Genomic DNA, 23,839 nt, shown 5'->3' with positions numbered 1-23,839 from the left:
ATTTTACTTTGCGTTTAAAGAAATCTTAGTAAAGTGTTCAATAAATTTTTTATTATTACTGTAGTCCAATAAAGTAATATCGGACCTGCATTGAATAATGTTATAGGGGGTGCCAAAATTTTCGATGAAAATGTTTTTTGAAAAAGTTCCATTGGTAATTGCTATTTCAGGCTTTGAACTCCTGGTTTTTTTTACATTTTGGCCATTTGTGAAAGCAATATCTAGGGTTTCCAAAGATACACCTCTTACAACTGTAATATTTTCTAGAGGAACTTTTAACCAAAAGTCTGCCACAAAGCTTTTTTTAGATTGATTAAGATAAGTTAGACATTGATGAAATTCTTTATTGTCAAATTGGCTGATAAATTTATTCTTACTAATATTTGAAATTTGCGTAAAGCAAAATATTAATATTATCATTTTAATGGAGAAATTAATTTCGGGTCTATTTTTTGAAAAAAAATAAGAGCTACTGAAAGTAATTAAAGATATTATTGTGCCCGCAAACTGCCTTGACGAGCTAGATGAGGTAAATAATCCAAGAGTTATTTGAGTAGAAATTACTAAGGTAATACCAATTGATAGTGTTGTTAGTATAATAAGTGGCCTTGTAAGTTTATCATCAGAGTGATTTAAGATTGCTTTTCTAGAGCTAATAATTTTTATAATGATCAAAAGCACACAAAGTAATGAAACCATTATAAATGTTAAATTGATCTTAGATAAACTTAAAAAGTCATAAAATTTTAAAATTGAATCAAAGGTTCCTCTCGGGAAGTTTTGTATGAAGTTACTTAAAATCCAGTTCGTAAATTCAACAGTCTGCGGATAGGGGATTGACCTATTGTATAGTTGTGTCAATAAAATAGAAAGTAGAACGGAAGAAATTGTAAGTAAATAATTTTTAAATTGAATAATATTTAAAAGACTTAATATTATTATGGCTAGCAAGAAAGGTAATAGTATGGAAAGTAAAAATAATTGATCTGAGATCGAAAAAATAGAAAATAGTATTGAAAATATACTAATAGTTAAAAACGAAAAAAAAATATTTTCCCTCTTAAAATTTTGTGAATAAAAAATTAACATTATTAAATAGGGACTCATAATTCCTATTGAACTATGGTGGCCAATCAAACCAAAGTATAGACTTATTTCTGATTGAGATGGTATTAAGAGAAAAGATAAGATATAAAGTGAAGAATAGAAAAAGGCGCAATTTCTAGCTAAAACACGGCTATTTAATTGATATTTAGCCAAGAAAAACCAACCTAAGGATCCTATTACAAGGCCGAATAAGTGAAAATATGGCGCAACATACGTATCTAAATTAAAGGGGAGTGAATTGATATGCCATAAATAGCTGAAAGCAATATCAGGGAAATAGTAAGGTGCTTGTGTTAATCGAAAGTCAAGTATGCTAGCGCCACTTATTAAGTCCTTTGCTATATTATCCATCAGTAAAGTATCGGCGTGATCATACCACAAGTAGTTAATTGGTAGATTGTCAAAGTTTTTTATAATTATAAGGAATAATAAAAATAATAACAGATAGGGTATAGTTTTACTTAATATATTCATAAGCCGTTCTTCAATGATTTATTTATATTATTTTAATTTTTATAAAAGTCACTTATTTTAAGGCAGATGAATTTAATTTCATCTTCTAGTAAGTCAGGAAAACTAGGGAGGTTTATTCCTCTTTGGCTTATGTAGTCAGCATTTGGTAAATAATCATCAGTCTTACAATGAGGTAAGTGATGAGAGGGATAAAAAACAGGTCTAGTCTCGATTTGAAAATCGGCTAGGAATTTTCTTAAATTATTTCTAGTTTCTAAGTCACTTACTAAAATCGAAAACATCCAATAAGAGTTTTTTAGAAAAGATGGTGAGAATTGTACTTTTAACGGCAGTTGAGCAAGCGATTGCAAATAGTTATTTGCAATCGCTTGCTTTCGTGCAAGTATAGTATCTGCTTGCTCAAGTTGTGCTAAACCAATGGCTGCACATATATTTGTCATCCTATAGTTATAGGCTACCGAATCATGCCAATATTCAATTTTTTTTGAAACCCCTTGGTTTTTCAAATGGTATGCTGTATCTATCAAGTCTTTTTGATTTGATACAACCATTCCTCCTTCACCTGTTGTGATTGTTTTATTACCAAAAAAGCTAAAAGTGCTAATATCTCCAAAAGTCCCAACATGTTTATTTTTGTAATAGCTTCCAAAAGCCTCAGCGCAATCCTCTATTAACAAAATTCTATATTGCTTACATATAGTTACTAAGCTATCCATATCACAAGGTAATCCATACAAATGAACTGCTAAGATAGCCTTGGTCTTTTTAGTTATTTTCTTCTCAATATCGTCAGGGTCAAGCTGCCAGGTACTTAACAGAGAGTCGACATAAACTGGTTTTGCACCAGTTTCAATAATAGTATTAACAGATGCTATATATGTTAATGATGGAACAATTACTTCATCACCACTACCAATTCCTAATGTTTTTAAGGCTAAGTGTAGGGCTACAGTACCATTACTAACACTAGTAGCGTAAGGTGAGCCAATATATGATGAAAATTTTCTTTCAAATTGGTCTATGAATGCACCTTTTGAAGATATCCAAGATGAATCTAGGCATTCAGTGACATATTTTTTTTCATTTCCATTAAGAAATGGTTTATAAACAGGAATCATGGTGTTTACCTAAATTGAGTTATTCGTGATGATTAAAGTATTTAAAGCCATTTTCTCTTATTAAGAAATCTTTACTTGCCTCTTTAAAATCTTCATGCGTCATTTCTTTAACTAAATCTTCAAAGGAGGTTTTAGGCATCCAACCTAATTTATTTTTTGCTTTTTCTGGGTTCCCTAATAAGGTTTCAACTTCTGTTGGTCGAAAATATTTTGGATCAACTTCTATAATACATTTCCCTGATACTGTATCGTATCCTTTTTCACTAATTCCACTACCCTGCCAATCAATCTTAAAATTTAGTTGATCAGCGGCAATTTCTATAAATTCTCTAACAGAGTGTTGCTCGCCAGTAGCTATCACATAGTCTTCAGGTGCTGCTTGTTGCAGCATAAGCCACTGCATTTCTACGTAATCGCGTGCATGCCCCCAATCCCGTAAAGCATCTAAATTCCCTAAGTACAACTTATCCTGTAGCCCTAGTTTTATTCTTGATAAAGCTCTTGTAATTTTACGTGTGACAAATGTTTCACCTCTTATAGGAGATTCATGGTTAAATAAAATACCATTACAAGCAAATATGTCATACGCCTCCCTATAGTTTACCGTTATCCAATAAGCATAAAGTTTTGCTACTGCATAAGGAGATCTAGGGTAAAAGGGTGTAAGTTCGCTTTGTGGTATTTCTTGCACTAATCCATAAAGTTCTGAAGTAGATGCTTGATAGAATCGCGTTTTTCCAGTTAACTTCAATATTTTAATTGCTTCTAAAATTCTTAGTGTACCTAATGCATCAGAGTTAGCAGTGTATTCAGGCTCTTGAAAAGAGACTGCTACATGACTTTGTGCAGCTAAATTGTATATTTCGTCTGGTTGGGTTTCTTGAATGACTCTAATCAAACTACTTGAATCTGTTAAATCACCATAATGTAAAGTTAAGTTAAATCCAGATTCATGTGGATCGTGATAAAGATGATCAATTCTATGTGTATTGAATAACGATGATCTTCTTCTTAATCCATGAACCTCATAGTTTTTGTTTATTAAGAACTCAGCTAGATATGCACCATCTTGACCAGTTACTCCAGTTATAAGAGCAACTTTATTCTTTTTTTGTATCATAAGTATTTAATTAGTAAGTGTTAATAAGTCTGTTTATTAATTATTAGGTTTTTTAAGAAAATCAAAAATCAAAAAAACTTAAAAGCCTTCTTAAAGCTGATTATCGGCCATATGCTAAATCTGATAAACTTTATTTCATATAAAGTACTCAAAAAGGATTTTCGCAAGAGGTCTATTATAAGCTTTCGGTCAGTCTACCATAATTATCTGAAAATCTTCTGATGTCATCCTCACCTAAGTAGCTACCCGATTGTACCTCAATGATTTCTAAAGGAACTTTGCCAGGATTAGCAAGTTGGTGAACTTCGCCTAAAGGAATATAGGTGGATTGGTTTTCTGTCAAAATCATGGTTTTATCACCACAGCGTACTTCAGCCGTACCCTTGACGACAATCCAATGTTCAGCACGGTGATAATGCATTTGCAGTGACAAGCGCTCGCCTGGGTTAACCGTAATGCGTTTCACTTGAAAACGGTCTGCGCCATCAATACAGTCATAACTGCCCCAAGGGCGGAACACTTCGCGGTGTAGTAAGGCCTCAGAGCGCTGTTGGCCTTGCAATTGCTCAACGATTTTCTTCACATCTTGTACTTTGTCACGTTGTGCGACCAAGGTTGCATCTTTGGTGTCAATCACCACTAAGTCATCAACACCGACTAAGGCGACTAAGCGCTCTTCACTATAAACCAAATTGTTCTGCGCTTGATTAGTCAGGACATCACCACGCAACACATTACCCTGAGTATCTTTGCTTCCCACTTCCCAAACCGCAGACCATGCACCTACATCGCTCCAACCTGCATCTAATGGGATAACAGCCACATTCTTAGCTTTTTCCATCACTGCATAATCAACCGAAATCGACGGGCAGCTTTTAAAGCTTTCAGCATTGATACGAATAAAATCTTTATCAGTATGTGGATGCTCTAAAGCGACTTGGCAACTATGTAAAACATCCGCTGCATAGTTTTGGAGATCTGCCAAAAAGCTACTTACCTTAAAGAGAAACATGCCACTGTTCCATAAGTACTCACCACTGTTCACATAAGCTTCAGCAGTAGGTTTATCCGGCTTTTCTACAAAGCGTAGGACTTGGTGAGCACCATCATGTTGAATGTAGCCATAACCTGTTTCAGCACATTGTGGAACAATGCCAAAAGTAACCAACTGGCCTGACTGTGCCAAGGGCAATGCTTGATGAATGGCTTGGTGGAGAGCTAGTTCATTTTTAATCACATGATCAGCAGGAAGGACTAATAAAGCAGCATCGGCAAGTTGCTTCTGTTCAGCGAGTAAAGCTGCTAAAGCTATCGCAGGAGCAGTATTTCGACCAATAGGCTCTAGTAAAATAGAATGGCCTTTAATCCCCAGTTCTCTTAATTGTTCCGCCACCATAAATCGATGTTCTTCATTGCAGACAATGATTGGATCCAATAATCCTTCTAATGCTTGCAGACGCTTTAAAGTCGATTGGAACAGGGTGTCTTCACCCACAATCGCTAAAAACTGCTTAGGTCGTAGTTGCCTAGATAAAGGCCATAAGCGAGTTCCTGAGCCACCAGATAATATAACTGGGATAATTTTTTTCATAAAACTATTTACTCTTAATAAATCCCAACCGCTCAAGCGTCAGCAAAACCTTATGTGCACACTCATCCGGTGTAATTTCACTCGTATCAAGCTTTAGTTCAGGTTTTTCCGGTGCTTCATAAGGATCATCAATCCCCGTAAATCCCTTCACTAATCCCGCTCTAGCTTTAGCATATAAACCTTTCCGATCACGCCGTTCACATTCCTCTATCGGTGTCGCGACATGAATCTCTATAAAGCCGCCGTGGTTTTCAATGAGTTCTCGCACTTCACGACGCACTGCCGCATAAGGAGCAATCGGTGCACAAATAGCGATGCCACCGTTTTTAGTGATTTCGCTTGCTACAAAACCAATACGGCGAATATTCAAGTCACGATGTTCTTTAGAAAAGCTCAGTTCACTCGAAAGATTTTTTCTAACTACATCGCCATCTAAAAGAGTGACAGGCCGCCCACCCAGCTCCATAAGTTTAACCATGAGTGCGTTAGCGACTGTCGATTTCCCAGAGCCTGATAAGCCGGTGAAAAATACCGTAAAGCCTTGCTGATGGCGGGGTGGATAGGAGCGCCTTAGTTCTTTAATGACCGTAGGGTAAGAGAACCAAGCGGGAATTTCTAAACCTTCACGTAAACGCCGTCTGAATTCGGTGCCAGAAATACTTAAAACCGTTTCACCAGCCTTTACTTCCGATTCGGGTAAGTATTCAGCTCGATCTTGTACATAGACCATATTCTCAAAGCTAATGATTTGAATACCCATCTCAGTTTCAAATTCTTTTGCTAGCTCTTGCGCTGCATAGGGCTCATAAAAATCTTGGTCTTGGCTATTTTTGCCAGGTCCAGCGTGGTCACGTCCGATAATGAAGTGTGTGCAGCCATAGTTTTTGCGAATTAACGCATGCCAAACCGCTTCGCGAGGCCCCGCCATGCGCATGGCTAGATGCAGCAAACTCAGAAAAGTAGTTTGCTCAGGATAATGTTTAATGAGTTGCTCATAGCAGCGTACTCGCGTGAAATGATCAATATCTCCCGGCTTGGTCATTCCAACAACTGGATGGATAAGTAAGTTGGCTTCCAGCTCGCGTGCTGCCCTGAAGGTAAGTTCTTGATGGGCACGGTGCATAGGGTTGCGGGTTTGAAAAGCAACTACTTTATGCCAGCCCAGTTTTTTAAAGAGCGCTTTGAGTTCAGTGGGCGTGTGTCGGTGTTGACGGTAATCATAGTGCTGAGGTAACTCAACTTTTTCTAGCGTTCCACCTAGGTAAACCGAGCCTGCTTTGTGATAAAGATAATAGATAGCGGGGTGGGCAAGGTCATTACTGCCAAATACGTTTTGTGCTTCAAGTTGCTTATCAGACGTCCACATTGACTCGATATGCAGATGAGCCAGCAAAACCCCTTCTGGATCACGCAGCTCGATAATCTCACCAATTTGGACTTGTGCAGCAAAAGCGTCATTAACATCTAAGGTGATTGGAATAGGCCATAAGCTACCATTGGATAAACGCATGGTCATAACCACGCTTTCATAATCAGGTTTATTCAAAAAACCTTTTAGTGGAGCAAAGGCACCACAGAGTAGCATTTCTAAATCGCATAACTGCCGAGCAGTTAAATTCCAACTAGCCTTATGATGTTTGTTCATGCTGCGTGCTTAGATTAGTTTGAGTTAGTTGTTCTTTATGCAGGAAAACACCGAATAAGAAAGCAAAGAAAACTGCATTAGCAGGGGTATGTAGGCCAAAATCAGTGAGGCTATAAAGTAAGGCTAAAACGATACCAACACCAGCACCTGTTTTTATGAGTTTAAAGCTTGAAGGTTTATCTTGCCAAACTTGCTTCCAGCGATTTATATAAATAAAAAATAATCCAGCAATTATTAAAATACCAAATATACCCATGTCTAAAAGTATTTCTAAGTAGTCATTATGGATATGGTTTACAAAAGCATTAATACTGGTAGGCTGGTAAAGCTGATAGACTTGTGGAGTCGTACCAGGTCCAGCACCAAAGGGGAAAAAACTTTGAATAGCGCTTAGACTAGTCCTATATAATGACCACCGTAAGTCACCTAGTGCAGCATCTGAATCTAAGCGATCGGCATAAGTGATAGTAACTATACGTTGCAAGAGATTAAGTTGAATAATAATCGCTAAGGAAAGTAGTATAAAGCGTAAAGCAAAAATAGGTGCTGCTACTTTTTTGCGAATTTCTGGAGTAGTCATTGCCCAAAAAGATAAAAAAATACTTAAGATCAATAAAGCAGCGCCCATTCTTGAGGTAGTCAGTAGCGGGGTAAACGTGAGTGCTAGTGAAATAAGACCAAATAAAGTAGCTAAGCTAATTTTAAGAGTTTTACCTAAATTTTGGCTAAGAATGGCCATCATCATTAAGCCAATCGCTAAAGGTTCAACCATTTCCATAAAGGCTACAAAATGATTTTGGTTAATATAAGTACCTAACGGTACGCCATCTGACCAAATTCTAAAAAATAAAGCTTGGTCTTGGATGAAATATTGACCCATACTTAATAAAGCTTGAGAAAAGGCAGTAAGTAATAAAGCTACTACTAACCACAAGACCTTACGTGAAGGTAAGCTCACAACGGTAAGAAAGATAGCTAACGGGGCTAATAAAGCCAGTAGTCCAGATATAGTACGAATTGGAATTAAAGAGAGTGCCTGATAGTTCCAGGCAATAGAGCTTGTATTAAGCCAGTTTAGATGTTCTGCATAAAAAGCTCTGCCTGGTAATTGCTCCCACGCTACATCGGGTATTGGGATTAAATAAGCTAGAGCGCATAATAAGCTCCCCAGCAAAAACCACAAGACAGGCTTTTCTAATCGTCCTTTAGCTAAATTGCCCCAAAAAATAATGAGCAGTAATGCAATACCCATTAGCTCCATAGTCATAAGGGCTAATGAGGTTTTACCACTACGAAATAAAGGGGCAAATATAATTAAGGCTGAAGCTATGAAAACTAATAGATTTTCCTGTAAGGCACGCATTATTGTTTACATCCTTCAGGTAATAATTTTAAGCCCTTTTCCGGTTGCTTACGTTCTTTCCAGAAACGCACTAAATTAAGATTAGTCGAGCAACGGCTAGGCCACAGCAACTGAGCACGCTCAGCCATACGATCAGCCTCTAAGATTTTACCTTGACGCAAATAAATGAGTGCTAACTGGGTAGCAGCGCCACCGTGTGTTGGATCGCGCAGTAGTGCATTGGTGGCAGCTTGTTCGGCTTTATTGAGGTTATTCCCTAATAAAGCACGTTCGGATAATGCTACTAGTTGGTCTGCACCGAGGATTCTCCATTTATCAGTGAGTGCGCTAGGTGGGGTTTTTGACTCTACAAAATCATAAGGCACGATACCGCCTAGGCAAAAAGCCACGCTTAGCCAAGCCAAGCCGCAAGCGATTAATAAACTTAAGGTTTTTCTTAAATTTGCAGACATATTTTAAGAACGCTACCGCCCTACCGTGTACAGGACAGTATCAAAGAACGGTTAAATTTAGGGAGTTGGGGTAAGGTTTGTTGTTATAAGAATTGCTCAGAGCCAACAGCATTGCGAATTGTCCAGAAAACTGCAGTCAATAGCAAGGTAGGATTGCATGTTGTGAATCTACAACAGCAAAAATCGTCAGAGAATCTGTGCTTTATGTCATAATCTAGATTGATTTTCAGCGCTTGATAGATCCCTTATGCTTTATGTGCATCATAGTAATCGTCTTGAAACGTTAGCCGCTAGTTTTGCGGAGCATCTTGCCCAAACTAAGTCAGATCCTTTCAAAGCAACTTCTGTCATAGTGCAAAATGCTGGGATGGGGCGTTGGTTGTCTATGCAGTTAGCACAATTCACTGGGATTGCGGCTAATCTCAAATACTTGTTTCCAGCAGAGCTCACTTGGGATTTATTACGCCGGGTCTTAACCATTGCTGATCACAATCCCTGTGCGATTGAGGTCTTACGTTGGCGCTTGTTACAAGAGTTTTTGCTTCATGCTGAGCAGCATCAAGCTTATTTGGGGCATTATTTACAAGCTGGACAAGATGATAATGCTTGGCAATTGGCTCAGCAGCTTGCGGGGGTATTTGATGGCTATTTATTCTTTCGGCCTGACTGGGTGCGTAAATGGGAAAGTCAAACCACTACTGAGAGCTGGCAAGAGAAACTCTGGCAAGTAGTAATTGCAAAGCCTCAATTAGAACACTGGGTTAATCTACAGCAGCAGTTTATTCACGCATTTGCCGATGTTGCTACTGAAGAGCTACCTGCGCAGATTATTTTCTTTTCTATTCCTGCTTTATCACCTGCCTATATTGAATTAATCGCTAAAGTGGCGGAACGCATTGATATTCATTTTTTTATGATGAATCCTTCGATGCATTATTGGGGTGATATTGAATCGAATAAGCGGCGTATGCGTTATAAACCGACCGAACAAGATTATGTGCTGGTAGGTAACCCATTACTAGCTTCGTGGGGTATTCAAGGGCGTGACTTTATTGAAATCATCCGTAATTCTCATCCTTATCCGCAGGAATTGGAGTATTTTCTAGAGCCTGATCTTGCAAGCAGATTACATATTCTACAGAGTGATATTTTAAATTTAGCAGATCTTCCTAAACATCAAGATTTTTCTGAAACACTCAAGCAACAGGATCAATCAATTGCTATTCATTCCTGCCATTCGCCAATGCGTGAGGTGGAAGTGTTTTATGATCAGCTATTGGCAATCCTAGAGGAGCATTCCGATTTAACTGCTGCGGATATTGTGGTGATGTCACCCGATATTAATGCTTATGCACCGTTTATTGAGTCGGTGTTTAATGCTTCTAGTGTGAGTTTGCCCTATAGCATTGCCGATCAGCGCTTCTCGCAAGCGATGACGATTAGTGCAGCTTGTGCGCAATTATTAGAATTACCGCAAGGGCGTTTTGAGGCGGAGAGTGTATTTACCCTATTAGAGTATGCCGAGATTCGTGAGCACTTTGGCTTAGATGAGGCACAAGTCCAGCAATGTCGCGAATGGGTGAGGGCAGTTAATATTCGTTGGGGTGTAGATGCTGATTTTCGTCGGCAATTTACCCGCCAAACTACCTTTGAGCATACTTGGATGTATGGCCTAGATCGTTTACTACTAGGTTTTGCACTGCCTGGCGAGCAACTTTTGGGCGGTGTTTTACCTTACAATGAATTAGAAGGTAGCCAAGCTTTAGTCCTAGAACGTTTTCAACAGTGTTTGTATATTTTATTTTCCATGTCGAAATGGGCGAATCAACGCGCTAGCTTAGAAGATTGGGCAACGCGCTTTGGCAAGATTGTTGAGCAGCTGTTTCCACGTGAATCTGAAACCCAAACAGTGTTTCGTGGCATCGACAAGGTGCTCACTACGGCTCAACAGGCAGAATTTACGGAAAAAGTCGCTTGGTCGGTGTTCAAATCTGCTTTGCGGCGTGAGCTTGAGCAAACTAGCCAAGAGTCCGGTTTTTTAGGGCAAGGGATTACTTTCTGTAATTTGATGCCGATGCGTAGTGTACCGTTTCGAGTTGTGGCGCTCTTAGGTATGCAAGATGGTGGTTTTCCACGGCAAGATACGCGCTTGAGTTTTGATTTATTAGCTGCGGATAAAAAGCGTAAGGGGGATCGCTCGCGGCGCGAAGAAGATCGCTATTTGTTCTTAGAAAGCCTGCTGTCAGCACGTGACTATTTCTACATCAGTTATGTGGGGCAAAGTATTCAAGATAATAGCGAACTGATGCCGTCAGTATTGGTGAGCGAGCTACTGGATTATTTAGAAAAACGTTTTGCTCTAAAAGCCGATGAGTTGATTGTGCGCCATCCCTTACAGGCGTTTAGTCCTCGGTATTTTCAAGCGGAAGGTACGCTCTTTACTTATGCCCAGCATTATCTTGCTTTGCAACAGCAAGAAACTGAAAAGAAAATGACTAGTTTTTTCTGGGATTGTGCGGCTTTGCCCGAGCCTGATGCGTCTTTGCGGCAAATGAGTTTAAATGAGTTGATTCATTTTTATCGCAATCCAGCTCGCGTGTTTTTACAGCGCCAATTTGATTTAAAAATTACTGAAACGGCTGAGGACTTAGCAGAACGTGAGCCATTTGCTTTAGAGTCCTTCACGGATAGTTTGATTAGTGAACAAGCCTTGCGGCATTTACAAAAGGGTGGGGAATTAGAACAAATGCAACCCCTCCTACGTGCTCAAGGTTTGCTCCCACATGGCAAGCCGGGTGAGTTACTGTTTGAAGAGCAGATGGAACAAGTCCAAGTTCTATTCGAGCGCTTACCTAAACCAGCTGAGCAGTGCGCTCTCGATTTGAATCTAAAACTTGGGTTATTTAGTTTGCAGGGGCAAATTTCTGGAGTCAGTCCTGCAGGAATTCAGGCTTATCATTTTGGACAGTTGGGAGTTTGGCAGTGGGTGAGTCTATGGATTCAGCATCTTGCTTTGAATTTAGCTGAGCGCCCGGCACAATGGGCAGCAGTCACTCAGCTTTATACGGTAGATAAAATTTGGCAGCTTACTGAAGTTCCTGATGCAGCTGAAGAGCTAAGTTCTTTATTGGCAGGTTATTGGCAAGGTTTGCAGCAACCTTTACCGTTTTTCCCTAAATGCGCTTGGCAAATGGCAAGTAAAGGCTCGAATGCGCCTATCGAGGTAGCCTTAAGAGCGGGACAAGATGAGTGGGCGGGTAATAGTTATCATCTAGGCGAAGGCTCTAAGCCTGAATATCGCCTGCTCTATCGAGGGCGACATCCACTAGAAGAGCGTCCTGAAGATTGTCTTGAATGGGCGCAGCGGGTTTTTGGACGTTTGATTGCACTCCGTAAAGAGCTGTAAAGCGTTTAGCTTACAGCTCTTCTGAATGGTTTTCAGGCCATTGCGCTTTGAGCCACTTTGCGTGCGGTCGCGAAATCGGTTTTACCACTACCCAATTTAGGCACTGCTTCCACTTCATAGATTTCAGCAGGAATCATTAAGGGATTCATGCCGCTTTCAATCAGCTGCTTTTTCACCGCTTTCGGGTCGTATTCTCCACCAATCAAGAGCACAACTTTTTCGCCTTTTTTCTCATCAGGGAAATTCACGGCGACTAAATCCAGTTCAGGTTCTTTTAGGGCTTGACGAATGGTTTGTTCAACCGCCGTGAGGCTTACCATTTCGCCGCCTAGTTTGGCAAAGCGTGAATAGCGGTCCACAATGGTGAGGAAGCCATCTTCATCCACATGGCCTTTATCCCCCGATTTATACCAACGCTGCCCAGCAATCTCGACTACAGCTTCTGCGGTTTTTTCCGGATTCTTCAGATAGCCTTTCATCACTTGTGGGCCACCAATCAGGATTAAGCCATCCGTACCAGTTGGCAATTGCTCTAAGCTCACCGGGTCGACAATACGGAAACTAGTCCCAGGTAAGGGCATACCCACAGTACCTTCGCGGCTGCCTGGTTGCACGCGCCAACTCCCTGGATCTAATTTATCAGGAACATTCACACTCGCAACGGGTGAAGTTTCAGTCGTGCCATAACCTTCTAAAATCGCTTTATTAAAGCGCTGACTAAATAACTGCCGTACTTCGGGGGGGAGCTTTTCCGCCCCTGCGACTACATAGCGCAAGGAATTGAACATTAAAGGATGCACACGCTGATTACGTGCATATAAGCGCAAGAAAGTAGCCGTTCCAAATAGAACTGTCGCTTCATAACGCGCAATACCTTTAGCAATATTCACCGCATCGGTAGGATCAGGATGGCAAACGATAGGAATACCTTCCGATAGCGGCATAAAGGTACTTGCTAATAAACCAAAAGCATGGAAAGCCGGCAAAGTACCCATTAAGACATCATCTTCGCGGGTATTGAGCATATCGGCAATTTGGCGAGAGTTAATTGCTAAATTCCGATGTGAAAGCTCCACTCCCTTAGGTGCACCCTCACTGCCACTCGAAAATAAGATCGCTGCCGTGTCATCGAGATTCACAGGCCGCAGATATAAAAGCTGCAGCAAGCGAGTAGGGAAGATTACCACCGCAAGCATAGTCATTACTAACTGTGCTTTAGTCATCCCCGCTTTTAAATCTTCCATATAAATTAGATTCAAGTTCGGTAAGGCAGCGGCAATATCAATACCGCGTTCTAAAAGCTTTTTCAGGAAGAGTTTGGAGGTGTAAAGGTTTTTTAATTCTGCTTGCTGGGATGCACTGTACAGCGCTTCGGCACTAGCCGTGTAATTAAGATTAACTACGGTTTTACCTAGGGTCAGTACCGCCATATTTGCAATAGCGCTACCACTACTGGTAGGTAGTAAGATTCCAATATTTTGCTCGGGGCTACGCTGACGAATGATATTTGCAAAACTAAACACCGCCGTCATAAAGCGATTATTCCCAAGTGGTTCGCCAATTACATCGGTTGCGCCCATACGGAAACTCAAGCGTTTCGCAGAGCGCACCCAACTGACTGGAATCGGGTCAATAATGTGTGAATAAGCTTCCCATGAGGTAAAGGATAGATCGAAAATATGCTGCTTGAGTTGATAAGCCGGTGTATTACTTGGTAAAGGTTTGCCGAAGGACACAATAATATCGCGCTTCAAACCAGATTGACGTGCCTCGCGCAAAAAGCCACTGGAACGTGAAAAACGACTGCCCCATAAGCCATGTAAGTAGAACGGAATAATAGTGACCTCAGTACCTTGTACTGCCTTTTCATAACCGCGCTTGAATTCGGATAGCTGACCTGTACGGCTAATCGCACCTTCTGGGAATAGACAAACCATCTCACCTTTTTGTAAAAGGCGGGCAATTTCAGCTAAAGAGTCAGAGCTGGAGCCACTAGCAATCGGAATTACACCGAATAAATCGAGTACACCTTTTAAATACCAACGCTCGTAATAGCCACGCTCCATTACAAAGCGGACTTGGCGCGGTGAGGCCATTTGCACTAAAGCCCAGTCAATCCAGCTAATATGATTGCCCAGTAAAAGTACGCCGCCACTGGTAGGCAGGTTTTCAAAGCCAATCACTTTTAAGCGATAGGCTGCATGGAAAAAGCGGCTAGCAATAAAGCGTAATAGGGATTGTGGCAGTTGATAAACGGTATACAAAGCGCCCGCAATCACTACTACATTCAGCACAAAGAATAAGAGCTTGCTACCGATGCCATACCAAGCCAACGCCATCGTTACCAATAGAAAGAGCAACATGACAGCAGTGCTGACCAGATTATAAGCCGCTAGTACTCGTCCTAAATGTTGGCTGGGTGAGTGGTATTGCATCAAAGCACTGAGCGGCACCATAAATAACCCACCCATTACGCCTAACAATAAGAAGTTAGCAGCTTGCCAAATCGGGCTTTCAAACCAAGTGACTAAAGCCACGCTCAGCATCACACCTAAAGCGCCCACTGGAATTAAACCCGTTTCAATATGGGTGCGTGATAAACGCCCTGCCCAGAGTGAACCTAAGACAATACCTATCCCTGCGCAGGCCATCAAAGTCTGCACTAGGGCGACATTAGTCATGCCCAGGTATTCTTTACTGTAAGCAGGGTAGGTAGCGAGAATCACTTGCGCGACTGCCCAAAACACGGATAGACCGACAATGGATAACCAAATCAACTGCTGGCTTTTGACCCATGAAAAGGTCGCTAAACCCGTTTTGCCTTTTAAGTATTCGTCCCAGACGTATTTCATCTCGGGATCAGTACTGCGGGTACTCGGTAGTTGATAAGACAGCCAAATTTCCACGCCAGTGATCAATACTAATAACCAGCCTAAGGGGGCAAAATAACGGAAAATCTCTTCGGCACTGGTGAAGGTTTGGTTATTTGGCAGTACAAGCTCAAACAGTACCGAAAAGACTAAAGTGCCCATCAAAATAGCGAGCGTTACTGTTGATTGAGCAAAAGCATTCCCTTGCGGGAGCTGCTTATCACCTAGTAATTCACGGATATAGCCCATTTTCGCTGGAGAATAAAATGCACTATGTACTGCTAATAAAAAAGTCAGGGCAAAGCTAAACCAGAACCAACCCAGGTAATAGCTAAAGGTGATGAGCAGCACAATCCCCAAGCCTGCCCAAGCGCTGTAACGCATGACTTGCACTTTAGGGTATTTGTCCGCAAGGAAGCCAGTTGGGGTGAATAGCAAAATAAATGGCAACAAAATCAAAGCATTAACTAAGGTCGACAGCACAATTTGTTCTTGACCGTCATACAGCTTGAACACAGTGTTCTGAATCAGAATTTTATGCCCTAAATCCACAAAGGCATTCAGAAATGCCATGCTGATAAAGGCGAAAAAACCACGGGTGCGTAACACGTCCCACATGGGAAGGTCCTCCGGAATTAGCTAGTTATTTTATCAATGCGCACACCATACGATTTTTTAAGCGAATGTGCCAATCGGACGGGATGAGGTAGCAGAACTCGCTACCTTGGGTCTTGAATACGTAGTAAATATGCTTTGCTAATTCAGATTGAACAAAATCGAGACTATGCCGCTATCTGCTATCCAACTTAGCTCCGCTTTGCAAGCAAATTCCGCATCCAATCCGGATCCATTTGCGGCACGGACGAGAGCAGTTTCTCGGTATATTCCGGATAAGGTGGTGAGAAAATATCATCTTTACTACCTTGCTCTACAATCCGCCCTTTGAGCATCACCACCACATCATCCGAAATTGCTTTTACAGTTGCTAAATCGTGAGTGATAAACATATAGGCTAGATTTAATTCGCGCTGCAAACGATCTAACAAGCGCAAAATCCCTTCGGCGACTAATTGATCCAGTGCGGAAGTGACTTCATCGCAGATAATGCAAGTTGGTTCGGCGGCTAAGGCGCGCGCAATACAAATACGCTGTTTTTGCCCACCAGAAAGTTCGCTTGGAAAACGATCAATAAATTGATCTGGTTTCAGCTCAATCATATCCAGCAGCTCGCGCGTGCGTTCTTCGCACTGCTTAGCATTCATGCCTAAATAAAAGGACAGCGGGCGGCCAATAATGTCGCGAATCCGTTGGCGTGGATTGATTGCGGTATCCGCCATTTGATAGATCATCTGCACTTGGCGCAATTGATCTTTGCTGCGTTGACGATAATCTTTCGGTAGCGCTTGGCCTTGGAATAATACTTCACCGAGACGGGCGGGTAATAAGCCGGTGATGACGCGCGCGGTCGTGCTTTTGCCGCTACCTGATTCGCCCACAACGGAGACCGTTTGTCCACGATATAGGTTGAAACTAATCTCATGCAGAATATCTAAACTGCCATAAGCAGCCGTGACATTTTGCACGCTAATAATCGGCTGATTATCATTTTGGCCAAGATTCAAAGCGGGTGTCTTGCGGAAGGAGCGCACCGCCCATAAAGATTTGGTGTAATCCTGTTTGGGATTAGCAAGCATTATTCGTGTCGGTGCTTCTTCCACTAATTCGCCATAGCGCAGCACCATGATCCGATCTGCCATTTGCGCCACCACAGCCAAGTCGTGCGTAATATAGATCGCCGCGGTATTAAATTTCTCGACAATATCCTTCATGGTCATCAGCACTTCGATTTGCGTGGTCACATCGAGTGCCGTGGTTGGCTCGTCGAAAATAATCAAATCAGGACGGCAGGACATGGCCATTGCGGTCATGGCGCGTTGCAATTGCCCGCCTGATACTTGATGTGGATAGCGAAAGCCAATACGGTTGGGGTCAGGTAACAGTAATTTGCCGTACAAATCTTTGGCATCCGCATAGGCTTCGGCTTTATTGCTTTTCTGATGCTGGAGCGGAATTTCGGCAAACTGTTCAATCAGTTTATGCGCTGGATTGAAGGAGGCAGCGGCACTTTGCGCTACATAAGCGATGCGCATACCACGTAAGGCTTGCTTCTTTTCTTCACTGGCAGCAATCATATCAATACCATCAAAGGTAATTGATCCTCCCGAAAAGCGACAACCCGGTTTCACATAGCCCATTGCGGCAATACCTAAAGTTGATTTGCCTGCGCCGGACTCACCGATTAAACCTAAAACCTCACCACGATGCAGAGTAAGATCAATGCCTTTGACGATTTCGTGCCATTTTTCATCCCGCATCCCATCAATGCGCAGGCCGCGTATTTCCAATAAAACATCATTATTCGCTGCGTTCGAAGTATTACTGGCCATCTTTTAATCCACTGGTTTTGTGTAAGAACCAATCCACAATGAAGTTTACGCCCACAGTCAAAAGGGCAATTGCGCCTGCCGGTAGAAGAGGGGTGATGTCGCCATAAGAGATCAAGGTTGCATTATCGCGCACCATGCTGCCCCAATCGGCAGTGGGTGGTTGAATTCCTAAACCGAGGAAACTTAAAGCCGCAATGGTTAAAAATACGAAGCAGAAACGCAGGCCAAATTCAGCTACTAAAGGCGGCATAATATTCGGTAAGACTTCACGCAAAGTAATCCAAGCTAAACCTTCGCCACGCAAACGGGCTGCTTCCACATAATCCATCACCACCACGTTTAAACTTACCGCGCGCGCTAGGCGGAACACGCGGGTTGAATCTAAAACGGCAATAATAATGACTAAGACCGGAATCGAAGTGCCGAAGATCGTCAGTAAGAGCAAAGAGAAAATCAGTGAGGGAATCGCCATCAGAATATCAACCACCCGACTCATAATCTGGTCAGGCCAGCCGCCTAGGATAGCGGCAAGAATGCCACTGATCCCACCAATTAAGAAGGCTAGACAAGTAGTGACGAAGGCAATGCCAATAGTATTGCGTGCGCCATAGAGTAAGCGCGTGAACATATCGCGGCCTAGATTATCGGTGCCGAGTAGGAATTTTTTACCCCATTCTTCAAAGGGGCCGCCAACGATTTCGGATTCGCCATAATGCGTGAGCCACGGCGCGAAAATCGCAATAAAAATATAGCCACATACCACTAAAATGCCGAATTTCGCACTGAGTGGCGCACGCCATAATTCACGCAGGGCTAGCTTAAATTTACTAGGTCGCGCTGCTGGTATTTGCGAGGCATCGAGTGGCTGTACCTTGGGTGAAATATTGGTATTCATCGTGGATGTAACAGCCTTGGGTTGGTGGCAATAGAGAGAATATCGGCGGTCAAATTCAGCACAACATAAGTGGCTGCAAAAATAATGCTACAAGCCTGTACTACCGGAATATCGCGCTTCTGTACTGAGTCAACGATCAATTGCCCCAAACCGGGGTAAACGAAGACCACCTCCACAATCACTACACCAACGATTAAGTAAGCCAAGTTCAAAGCCACTACATTCACAATCGGTGCCCACGCGTTTGGTAAAGCATGGTGTAAAATAATCCGTCCACGACTCAAGCCTTTGAATTTGGCCATTTCAATATACGGGCTAGCCATCAGGTTAATAATCGCTGCGCGCGTCATGCGCATCATGTGCGCCATAACGACTAAAGTGAGGGTTAGCGCTGGCAAGAACACTTTATATAAGCGCTCGAAAAAAGGGGTATCGGGACTAACATCAGAAAGGCTAGGAAACCAACCTAATTTGACTGAGAACACTAAAATTAAAATGTAAGCCACAAAAAATTCAGGAAAGGAAATGGACGATAAGGTGAACACATTAATTGTTCGATCAAACCAACTATTTCGATAGAGCGCGGCTAGAATACCGAGGGTTAATGACAAAGGCACTGCGATGACCGCAGCAACAATGGCGAGAAAAAATGTATTCTGTAAGCGCACGCTAATTAATTCGGAAATTTGCCGTCCATTGGCGAGTGATTTGCCAAAGTCGCCTTTTACAATGCCTTGTAGCCAGTGGACATAGCGGGTCGGTGCGGATTGATCTAAACCGAGGTCTTTGCGGCAAGCCGCGACGGTTGATTCAGTAGCAGATTGGCCTTGAATGGCTTGGCAGAGGTCGCCAGGCAGAAGTTCAACCCCAAGAAAAATAATCAATGACACTACAAACAACACTAACACACCCAAACCAAGACGCTGGAGCGTTAGACGCAATATAGAAAGCATAGGCTAGGGCTCCTTTTAAAAGCACCTGCTCTTAAACACTCCCTCTGATCACAGAGGGAGAAACGAATTGACTAGGGTGAGTAAAACTTAAGCTGTTTTCCACCAACGTAACACAGCACGTTGACCGTCTAAGTCCCAGTCATTGGCAATCACTTCAGGTGTGCCCACTTTATCGGTTACACCGGTTAGATAATTGTTGAAGATTGGGATAATCGTACCGCCGTCATCGTTGAGAATAGCTTGCATTTCGGCATACATGGCAGCACGTTTGGCTTCATCTAATTCAGAACGTGCTTGTAGGAGCAACTGATTGAATTTCTCGTTTTTCCAAGCCGTATCATTCCATTCGGCATCAGCAGCATAAGCGGTAGAGAACGCCCAGTCTTCAGTCGGACGACCGCCCCAATAGCAGAAGCAGAAAGGCTTTTTCATCCACACATTAGCCCAGTAGCCATCGCTGGGTTCACGCACGATTTCCACATCAATACCTGCTTTAGCGGCTTGCTCTTTGTAAAGTACAGCAGCATCGACTGCACCAGCAAAGGCTGCATCCGAGGTACTTAACTGAACTTTTAAGCCTTCAGCACCTGCTTTTTTCAGATGGAACTTAGCTTTTTCAGGGTCATACGCACGTTGGGCAAGGTTTTTGTCCAGATAACGATTCGCCCGTCCAATCGGATGGTCATTACCAATATAACCATGACCCCGTAGGACAGTTTCCAGCATAGCGGGGCGATCAACTGCGTACTTGAGTGCTAAACGTACATCATTATTTTTGAACGGATCAGTATCGCAACGCATCGGCATGGAATAATGCGCATTACCGCTGGTTTCAATCACACGAACATTCTTATTGCGCGCTAATAGATTTAGGGTTTTTACATCTAAACGGTCAGCAACATCGATTTCGCCCGTGGTTAAAGCATTGGTACGGGCGGTCACATCCGCAATGGTAATGAAGTCCGCTGAATCTAAGTGCACTGCACCCGCATTCCAGTGATTCGGGAATTTTTCGACCGTGGTTTTAACACCCGGATCAAATTTCTTCAGCTTATAATAGCCACAACCTACACCAGCTTTGGCATCAACTTTACCATCAGCATCAGCGGGCATAATCGCGAGGTGGAAATCACTGAGTTGATAAGGAAGGTCAGCATTGCCTTCTTTCAAGGTAATCACCAGGGTGTTATCGCCATCCGCCTGCATATCAGCAATCGCATCGACAATAACTTTTGCACCTGACTTACTATCTTTGCCAGCATGATGCTTTAAGGAGGCGATAACATCCTTAGCAGTCATCTTTTGACCGTTATGGAATTCCACACCGGAGCGCAGTTTAAAAGTCCATTTTTTCGCGCCATCAGCAGCTTCCCACGTCTCGGCTAGTTCAGAGCCTAATTGGCCTTTCGCATCCACTTGAGTTAGGTAGTTATGAATAGTTTTACCCGCTGACTGCATGCAGTTATTTTCGTAGCTGGCGGGATCAAGGGAGTCGGAAGTAGAGCCGTGGCCGGTACCAATTTTTAAATGCCCGCCTTTTTTCGGCTCAGCGGCTGCATAGGCAGGATTGCCTAATAAAACAGAAGGGGCTGCAGCACTGAGGCCAAAGAGAGCGGCTGCTTTCAGGAAATCACGTCTGGATAAACGACCAGCTCTCAGTTCAAGATCGAGCTGTTTTAAATCGGTCATAAATTTCTCCTCCACTAGCGTTTTGATAGGGCTAAGACTAAGTTGTTATGCTTAATTAATAACCCGTTGGCTGAAAACTCATCTATTACAATGATTTTTCAAACACACTATGCTCCTCATATAAATTACTCTAACAGTGTAATTTATTAATTAAAAGTAGAGGGGTAGTAGAAAATAATGTCTAGTAGAATTCAAACAGATGCTTATACGCATTTGCTGAGCGCGGATCTATGGGCGTTTATCCATCAAAGTAATACTTATTTTCCTGATGATGTGGAGCAAAATAGCATCGAGCAGCAACGCCTTGCTTATAACGCTATGCTGGCTAGTTTGGTGACGGCAGATCCAGTGGACATGGGCATAGCGGTTCAAGATAAGCAACTACCAACGGCTCAAGCTTACCTACCGATTCGTTGTTATCAAAGGCTGGGGATAGCGCCAGCAGCGCATCTGGTGTACTTTCATGGCGGTGGCTTTGTCTTGGGTGGTTTGGATAGCCATCATGGTATTTGTGCGGATTTATGTGCTGGTACGGGGCTGAAAATTACCTCGGTTGATTATCGCTTAGCGCCTGAGCATTTATTTCCAGCCGCTTTAGAGGATGCCGTGTTGGCTTATCAAGCCCTTGCTGAGCAAGAAACTTTGCCGATTATTTTGATGGGAGACAGTGCTGGTGGATGTTTAGCCGCACACGTAGCGCACGCAAGCCGCAAATTTGCCAAAACGCCGCTTGCGCAAGTATTAATTTATCCGGTCTTAGGTTCAGATTTTAGTTTAGACAGCTATGAACGTTATGCGTTGGCTCCCATGCTCACCACAGAAAGCATGATGAGTTATTGGCGCTTGTGGTTGGGCAAGGAGGATATTCCTGCCCAATTGGCTGGTATTCCACTCGCGGATGCTGATTTTAGCGGTTTGCCTAATGCTGTGATTTTTAGTGCTGAGTTTGATCCTTTAGTAGGCGAAGCAAGCCTTTATTGCGACAAGATTCACGCGGCTGGCGGTCAAGCCACTGGGTATCACGAACAGGGGTTAACCCACGGTTATCTACATGCGCGCCACTCGGTTGAATCCGCCCGTGCAAGTTTTAGGCGGATTCAACAGGTGCTGAAAGATTTAGTGGCCTGAAGGTTTCGGATAGCGATTATTCGCCTCCAGTACATTCAAATCTAAGTGATTGCGCATATAACGTTGAGTGGCGTCTTGCTGCGGCTGGAAATCCCAAGACTTGAATTTGCCTTGGCGATTTGCCACATCAACTAAATGGCGGACATCTTGACTATGAAGTACGTCCTGCTTGAATTGCGCCAGATTCCAGCGCTGGTTTAATTGCTGCTGGAATTTATGCAGTACATTCGCATAAGCCGGATCATTGGCTAAATTATTTAGTTCTTTCGGGTCAGCGTTTAAGTCGAATAATTGTACCGGATCAGCTTCGCAATAATTAAATTTAAACTGGCCTTGGCGAATCATAATCATCGGCGCGACTGAGCCTTCCGCGCAATATTCAGCATAAACCACCCGATCCGCTTGCTCTTGGCCTTGCGCTAAACTGACCAAGCTCATGCCATCAATGGGGCAAGCCAGTTTGTTGGGATCAGCACCGGCTAATTCGACCAAAGTGGGCAGAATATCTTGCGCTGCAACCGGCGTATTGATCTTCCGCGCGGCAAATTGTTTCGGTGCGTGAATCACCAACGGAATGCGCAGTGCGTATTCATAAAAACACATTTTGTACCATAGTCCGCGCTCGCCGAGCATATCACCGTGATCCGCACAGAATACAATCACGGTATTATCCGAAAAGTCGCAATCCTCTAACACTTGCAGCAGTTCGCCGATTTTGTCATCTAAATAACTAATATTGGCGCAATAGGCACGGCGCGCGCGGTAGATTTGCTCATCGGTGATATTGTAATTGGTGTAGTTCACCGCATCGTAAAGACGCTTGGAATGTTGATCTTGTTGCGCATAAGGTATCGCTGCCACGCTTGGCATCGGCAAATCAACATGTTCGTATAAATCCCAATATGTTTGGCGCGCCACATACGGGTCATGTGGATGCGTGAAACTCACCGTCAAGCAGAATGGGCGTGTGTCTAAACGACGAGCATATTGATGCAGTTTTAAGCGCGCGAAATAAGCCACTTCATCATCAAATTCGAGCTGATTACTGATTTCCGCCGTGCCCGCTTCGGTCACTGAATGCAGATTGTGATACCACCAATCAATGCGCGTGAGCGGGTCGTGCCAATTGGGTGTCCAGCCAAAATCAGCCGGATAAATATCCGTGGTTAAACGCTCTTCAAAGCCGTGTAATTGATCGGGGCCGACAAAATGCATCTTGCCACTTAAGGCGGTTTGATAGCCATTTAAGCGTAAATAATGCGCAAACGTCGGTGTGCTGGCAGGGAATTCTGCCGCATTATCATAAATACCTGAGCGTGATGGCAATTGCCCCGTCATAAAACTGCCGCGTGCAGGCGTGCATAAAGGGCTGGCGCAATAGGCATTTTCAAATTTCACCCCTTGCTCAATTAATCGCTTCATATTCGGCACATGTAAGTGCTTGAGCATGGACTCGTCCAACATGCAGCCGGTCATTTGATCGACCATTAAAATTAGGAAATTGGGTTGGGACATGGTGCGGGTTCTCTCCTGATTTTTTAATGAGATTAGCGTATCTGAGTGTCAGTTAATTTGCAGCAG

General features: G+C 42.9%; 15 protein-coding genes. 2 read left to right on the top strand and 13 right to left on the bottom strand.

Translation table 11 applies throughout. From position 1 onward, the window contains the following. Positions 1–3: 3 nt before the first annotated feature. The 7 genes from Q0230_RS01570 to Q0230_RS01540 all read right to left on the bottom strand — a co-directional run bounded on the left by Q0230_RS01570 (position 4) and on the right by Q0230_RS01540 (position 8,870). On the bottom strand, positions 4–1,581 hold the full coding sequence (locus Q0230_RS01570; RefSeq protein WP_298607471.1) for a hypothetical protein: 1,578 nt from the start codon (positions 1,579–1,581) through the stop codon (positions 4–6). Positions 1,582–1,613: 32 nt separating this feature from the next. After that, positions 1,614–2,699: an aminotransferase class I/II-fold pyridoxal phosphate-dependent enzyme gene (locus Q0230_RS01565; RefSeq protein ID WP_298607469.1), complete on the bottom strand. Its 1,086-nt coding sequence runs from the start codon at positions 2,697–2,699 to the stop codon at positions 1,614–1,616. Between the two features lie 19 nt (positions 2,700–2,718). Beyond that, positions 2,719–3,819 carry a GDP-mannose 4,6-dehydratase gene (gene gmd / locus Q0230_RS01560; RefSeq protein WP_298607466.1) on the bottom strand — a complete coding sequence of 367 codons (1,101 nt, stop codon included), beginning with the start codon at positions 3,817–3,819 and terminating at the stop codon, positions 2,719–2,721. 175 nt (positions 3,820–3,994) lie between these two features. Then, on the bottom strand, positions 3,995–5,410 hold the full coding sequence (locus Q0230_RS01555) for a mannose-1-phosphate guanylyltransferase/mannose-6-phosphate isomerase (RefSeq protein ID WP_298607464.1): 1,416 nt from the start codon (positions 5,408–5,410) through the stop codon (positions 3,995–3,997). 4 nt (positions 5,411–5,414) lie between these two features. Continuing rightward, complete coding sequence (locus tag Q0230_RS01550) at positions 5,415–7,055, bottom strand: bifunctional sulfate adenylyltransferase/adenylylsulfate kinase (RefSeq protein WP_298607462.1); 1,641 nt, start codon at positions 7,053–7,055, stop codon at positions 5,415–5,417. Further along, positions 7,039–8,418: an O-antigen ligase gene (locus tag Q0230_RS01545; protein ID WP_298607460.1), complete on the bottom strand. Its 1,380-nt coding sequence runs from the start codon at positions 8,416–8,418 to the stop codon at positions 7,039–7,041. Before Q0230_RS01545 ends, Q0230_RS01550 begins: the two co-directional genes overlap by 17 nt. Next, positions 8,418–8,870, bottom strand: coding sequence for a hypothetical protein (locus Q0230_RS01540; protein ID WP_298607458.1), 453 nt, complete (start codon positions 8,868–8,870; stop codon positions 8,418–8,420). Before Q0230_RS01540 ends, Q0230_RS01545 begins: the two co-directional genes overlap by 1 nt. Before the next feature lie 247 nt (positions 8,871–9,117). Here Q0230_RS01540 and recC point away from each other — a divergent pair, with 247 nt between their 5' ends. Further along, a complete protein-coding gene (gene recC, locus Q0230_RS01535) occupies positions 9,118–12,276 on the top strand; it encodes an exodeoxyribonuclease V subunit gamma (RefSeq protein ID WP_298607456.1) in 3,159 nt (1,052 codons plus the stop codon). 32 nt (positions 12,277–12,308) lie between these two features. Here the strand turns inward: recC and Q0230_RS01530 are convergent, their stop codons facing one another. The 5 genes from Q0230_RS01530 to Q0230_RS01510 all read right to left on the bottom strand — a co-directional run bounded on the left by Q0230_RS01530 (position 12,309) and on the right by Q0230_RS01510 (position 21,130). Then, entirely contained in the window at positions 12,309–15,764 is a 3,456-nt protein-coding gene (locus Q0230_RS01530) for an acyl-[ACP]--phospholipid O-acyltransferase (protein ID WP_298607450.1), read from the bottom strand. Positions 15,765–15,952: 188 nt separating this feature from the next. After that, a complete protein-coding gene (locus tag Q0230_RS01525; RefSeq protein WP_298607448.1) occupies positions 15,953–17,593 on the bottom strand; it encodes an ABC transporter ATP-binding protein in 1,641 nt (546 codons plus the stop codon). Then, positions 17,583–18,488, bottom strand: coding sequence for an ABC transporter permease (locus tag Q0230_RS01520; protein ID WP_298607445.1), 906 nt, complete (start codon positions 18,486–18,488; stop codon positions 17,583–17,585). Before Q0230_RS01520 ends, Q0230_RS01525 begins: the two co-directional genes overlap by 11 nt. Further along, positions 18,485–19,441 carry an ABC transporter permease gene (locus Q0230_RS01515; RefSeq protein ID WP_298607443.1) on the bottom strand — a complete coding sequence of 319 codons (957 nt, stop codon included), beginning with the start codon at positions 19,439–19,441 and terminating at the stop codon, positions 18,485–18,487. The genes Q0230_RS01520 and Q0230_RS01515 overlap by 4 nt, the downstream gene beginning before the upstream one ends. A gap of 87 nt (positions 19,442–19,528) precedes the next feature. Continuing rightward, on the bottom strand, positions 19,529–21,130 hold the full coding sequence (locus Q0230_RS01510; protein WP_298607441.1) for an ABC transporter substrate-binding protein: 1,602 nt from the start codon (positions 21,128–21,130) through the stop codon (positions 19,529–19,531). A 177-nt stretch (positions 21,131–21,307) separates the two neighbouring features. Between Q0230_RS01510 and Q0230_RS01505 the strand changes: the two genes are divergently transcribed. After that, the gene (locus tag Q0230_RS01505; protein WP_298607439.1) at positions 21,308–22,258 is read left to right on the top strand and encodes an alpha/beta hydrolase; all 951 of its coding nucleotides are present in this window, start codon (positions 21,308–21,310) and stop codon (positions 22,256–22,258) included. Here Q0230_RS01505 and betC read toward each other — a convergent pair. Beyond that, positions 22,247–23,773, bottom strand: coding sequence for a choline-sulfatase (gene betC / locus Q0230_RS01500; RefSeq protein ID WP_298607437.1), 1,527 nt, complete (start codon positions 23,771–23,773; stop codon positions 22,247–22,249). The two genes, Q0230_RS01505 and betC, sit on opposite strands and share 12 nt — an antisense overlap. Between the last annotated feature and the right edge of the window lie 66 nt (positions 23,774–23,839).

The organism is uncultured Thiothrix sp. (genome assembly GCF_937876535.1).
GTDB lineage: Bacteria > Pseudomonadota > Gammaproteobacteria > Thiotrichales > Thiotrichaceae > Thiolinea.
This window is presented reverse-complemented; position numbering and strand designations above follow the sequence as displayed.

Coding starts and splice junctions, on each gene's coding strand:
- Q0230_RS01570 (WP_298607471.1), bottom strand. CDS start 1,581: ATGAATATATTAAGTAAAACTATACCCTATCTGTTATTATTTTTATTA.
- Q0230_RS01565 (WP_298607469.1), bottom strand. CDS start 2,699: ATGATTCCTGTTTATAAACCATTTCTTAATGGAAATGAAAAAAAATAT.
- gmd (WP_298607466.1), bottom strand. CDS start 3,819: ATGATACAAAAAAAGAATAAAGTTGCTCTTATAACTGGAGTAACTGGT.
- Q0230_RS01555 (WP_298607464.1), bottom strand. CDS start 5,410: ATGAAAAAAATTATCCCAGTTATATTATCTGGTGGCTCAGGAACTCGC.
- Q0230_RS01550 (WP_298607462.1), bottom strand. CDS start 7,055: ATGAACAAACATCATAAGGCTAGTTGGAATTTAACTGCTCGGCAGTTA.
- Q0230_RS01545 (WP_298607460.1), bottom strand. CDS start 8,418: ATGCGTGCCTTACAGGAAAATCTATTAGTTTTCATAGCTTCAGCCTTA.
- Q0230_RS01540 (WP_298607458.1), bottom strand. CDS start 8,870: ATGTCTGCAAATTTAAGAAAAACCTTAAGTTTATTAATCGCTTGCGGC.
- recC (WP_298607456.1), top strand. CDS start 9,118: ATGCTTTATGTGCATCATAGTAATCGTCTTGAAACGTTAGCCGCTAGT.
- Q0230_RS01530 (WP_298607450.1), bottom strand. CDS start 15,764: ATGTGGGACGTGTTACGCACCCGTGGTTTTTTCGCCTTTATCAGCATG.
- Q0230_RS01525 (WP_298607448.1), bottom strand. CDS start 17,593: ATGGCCAGTAATACTTCGAACGCAGCGAATAATGATGTTTTATTGGAA.
- Q0230_RS01520 (WP_298607445.1), bottom strand. CDS start 18,488: ATGAATACCAATATTTCACCCAAGGTACAGCCACTCGATGCCTCGCAA.
- Q0230_RS01515 (WP_298607443.1), bottom strand. CDS start 19,441: ATGCTTTCTATATTGCGTCTAACGCTCCAGCGTCTTGGTTTGGGTGTG.
- Q0230_RS01510 (WP_298607441.1), bottom strand. CDS start 21,130: ATGACCGATTTAAAACAGCTCGATCTTGAACTGAGAGCTGGTCGTTTA.
- Q0230_RS01505 (WP_298607439.1), top strand. CDS start 21,308: ATGTCTAGTAGAATTCAAACAGATGCTTATACGCATTTGCTGAGCGCG.
- betC (WP_298607437.1), bottom strand. CDS start 23,773: ATGTCCCAACCCAATTTCCTAATTTTAATGGTCGATCAAATGACCGGC.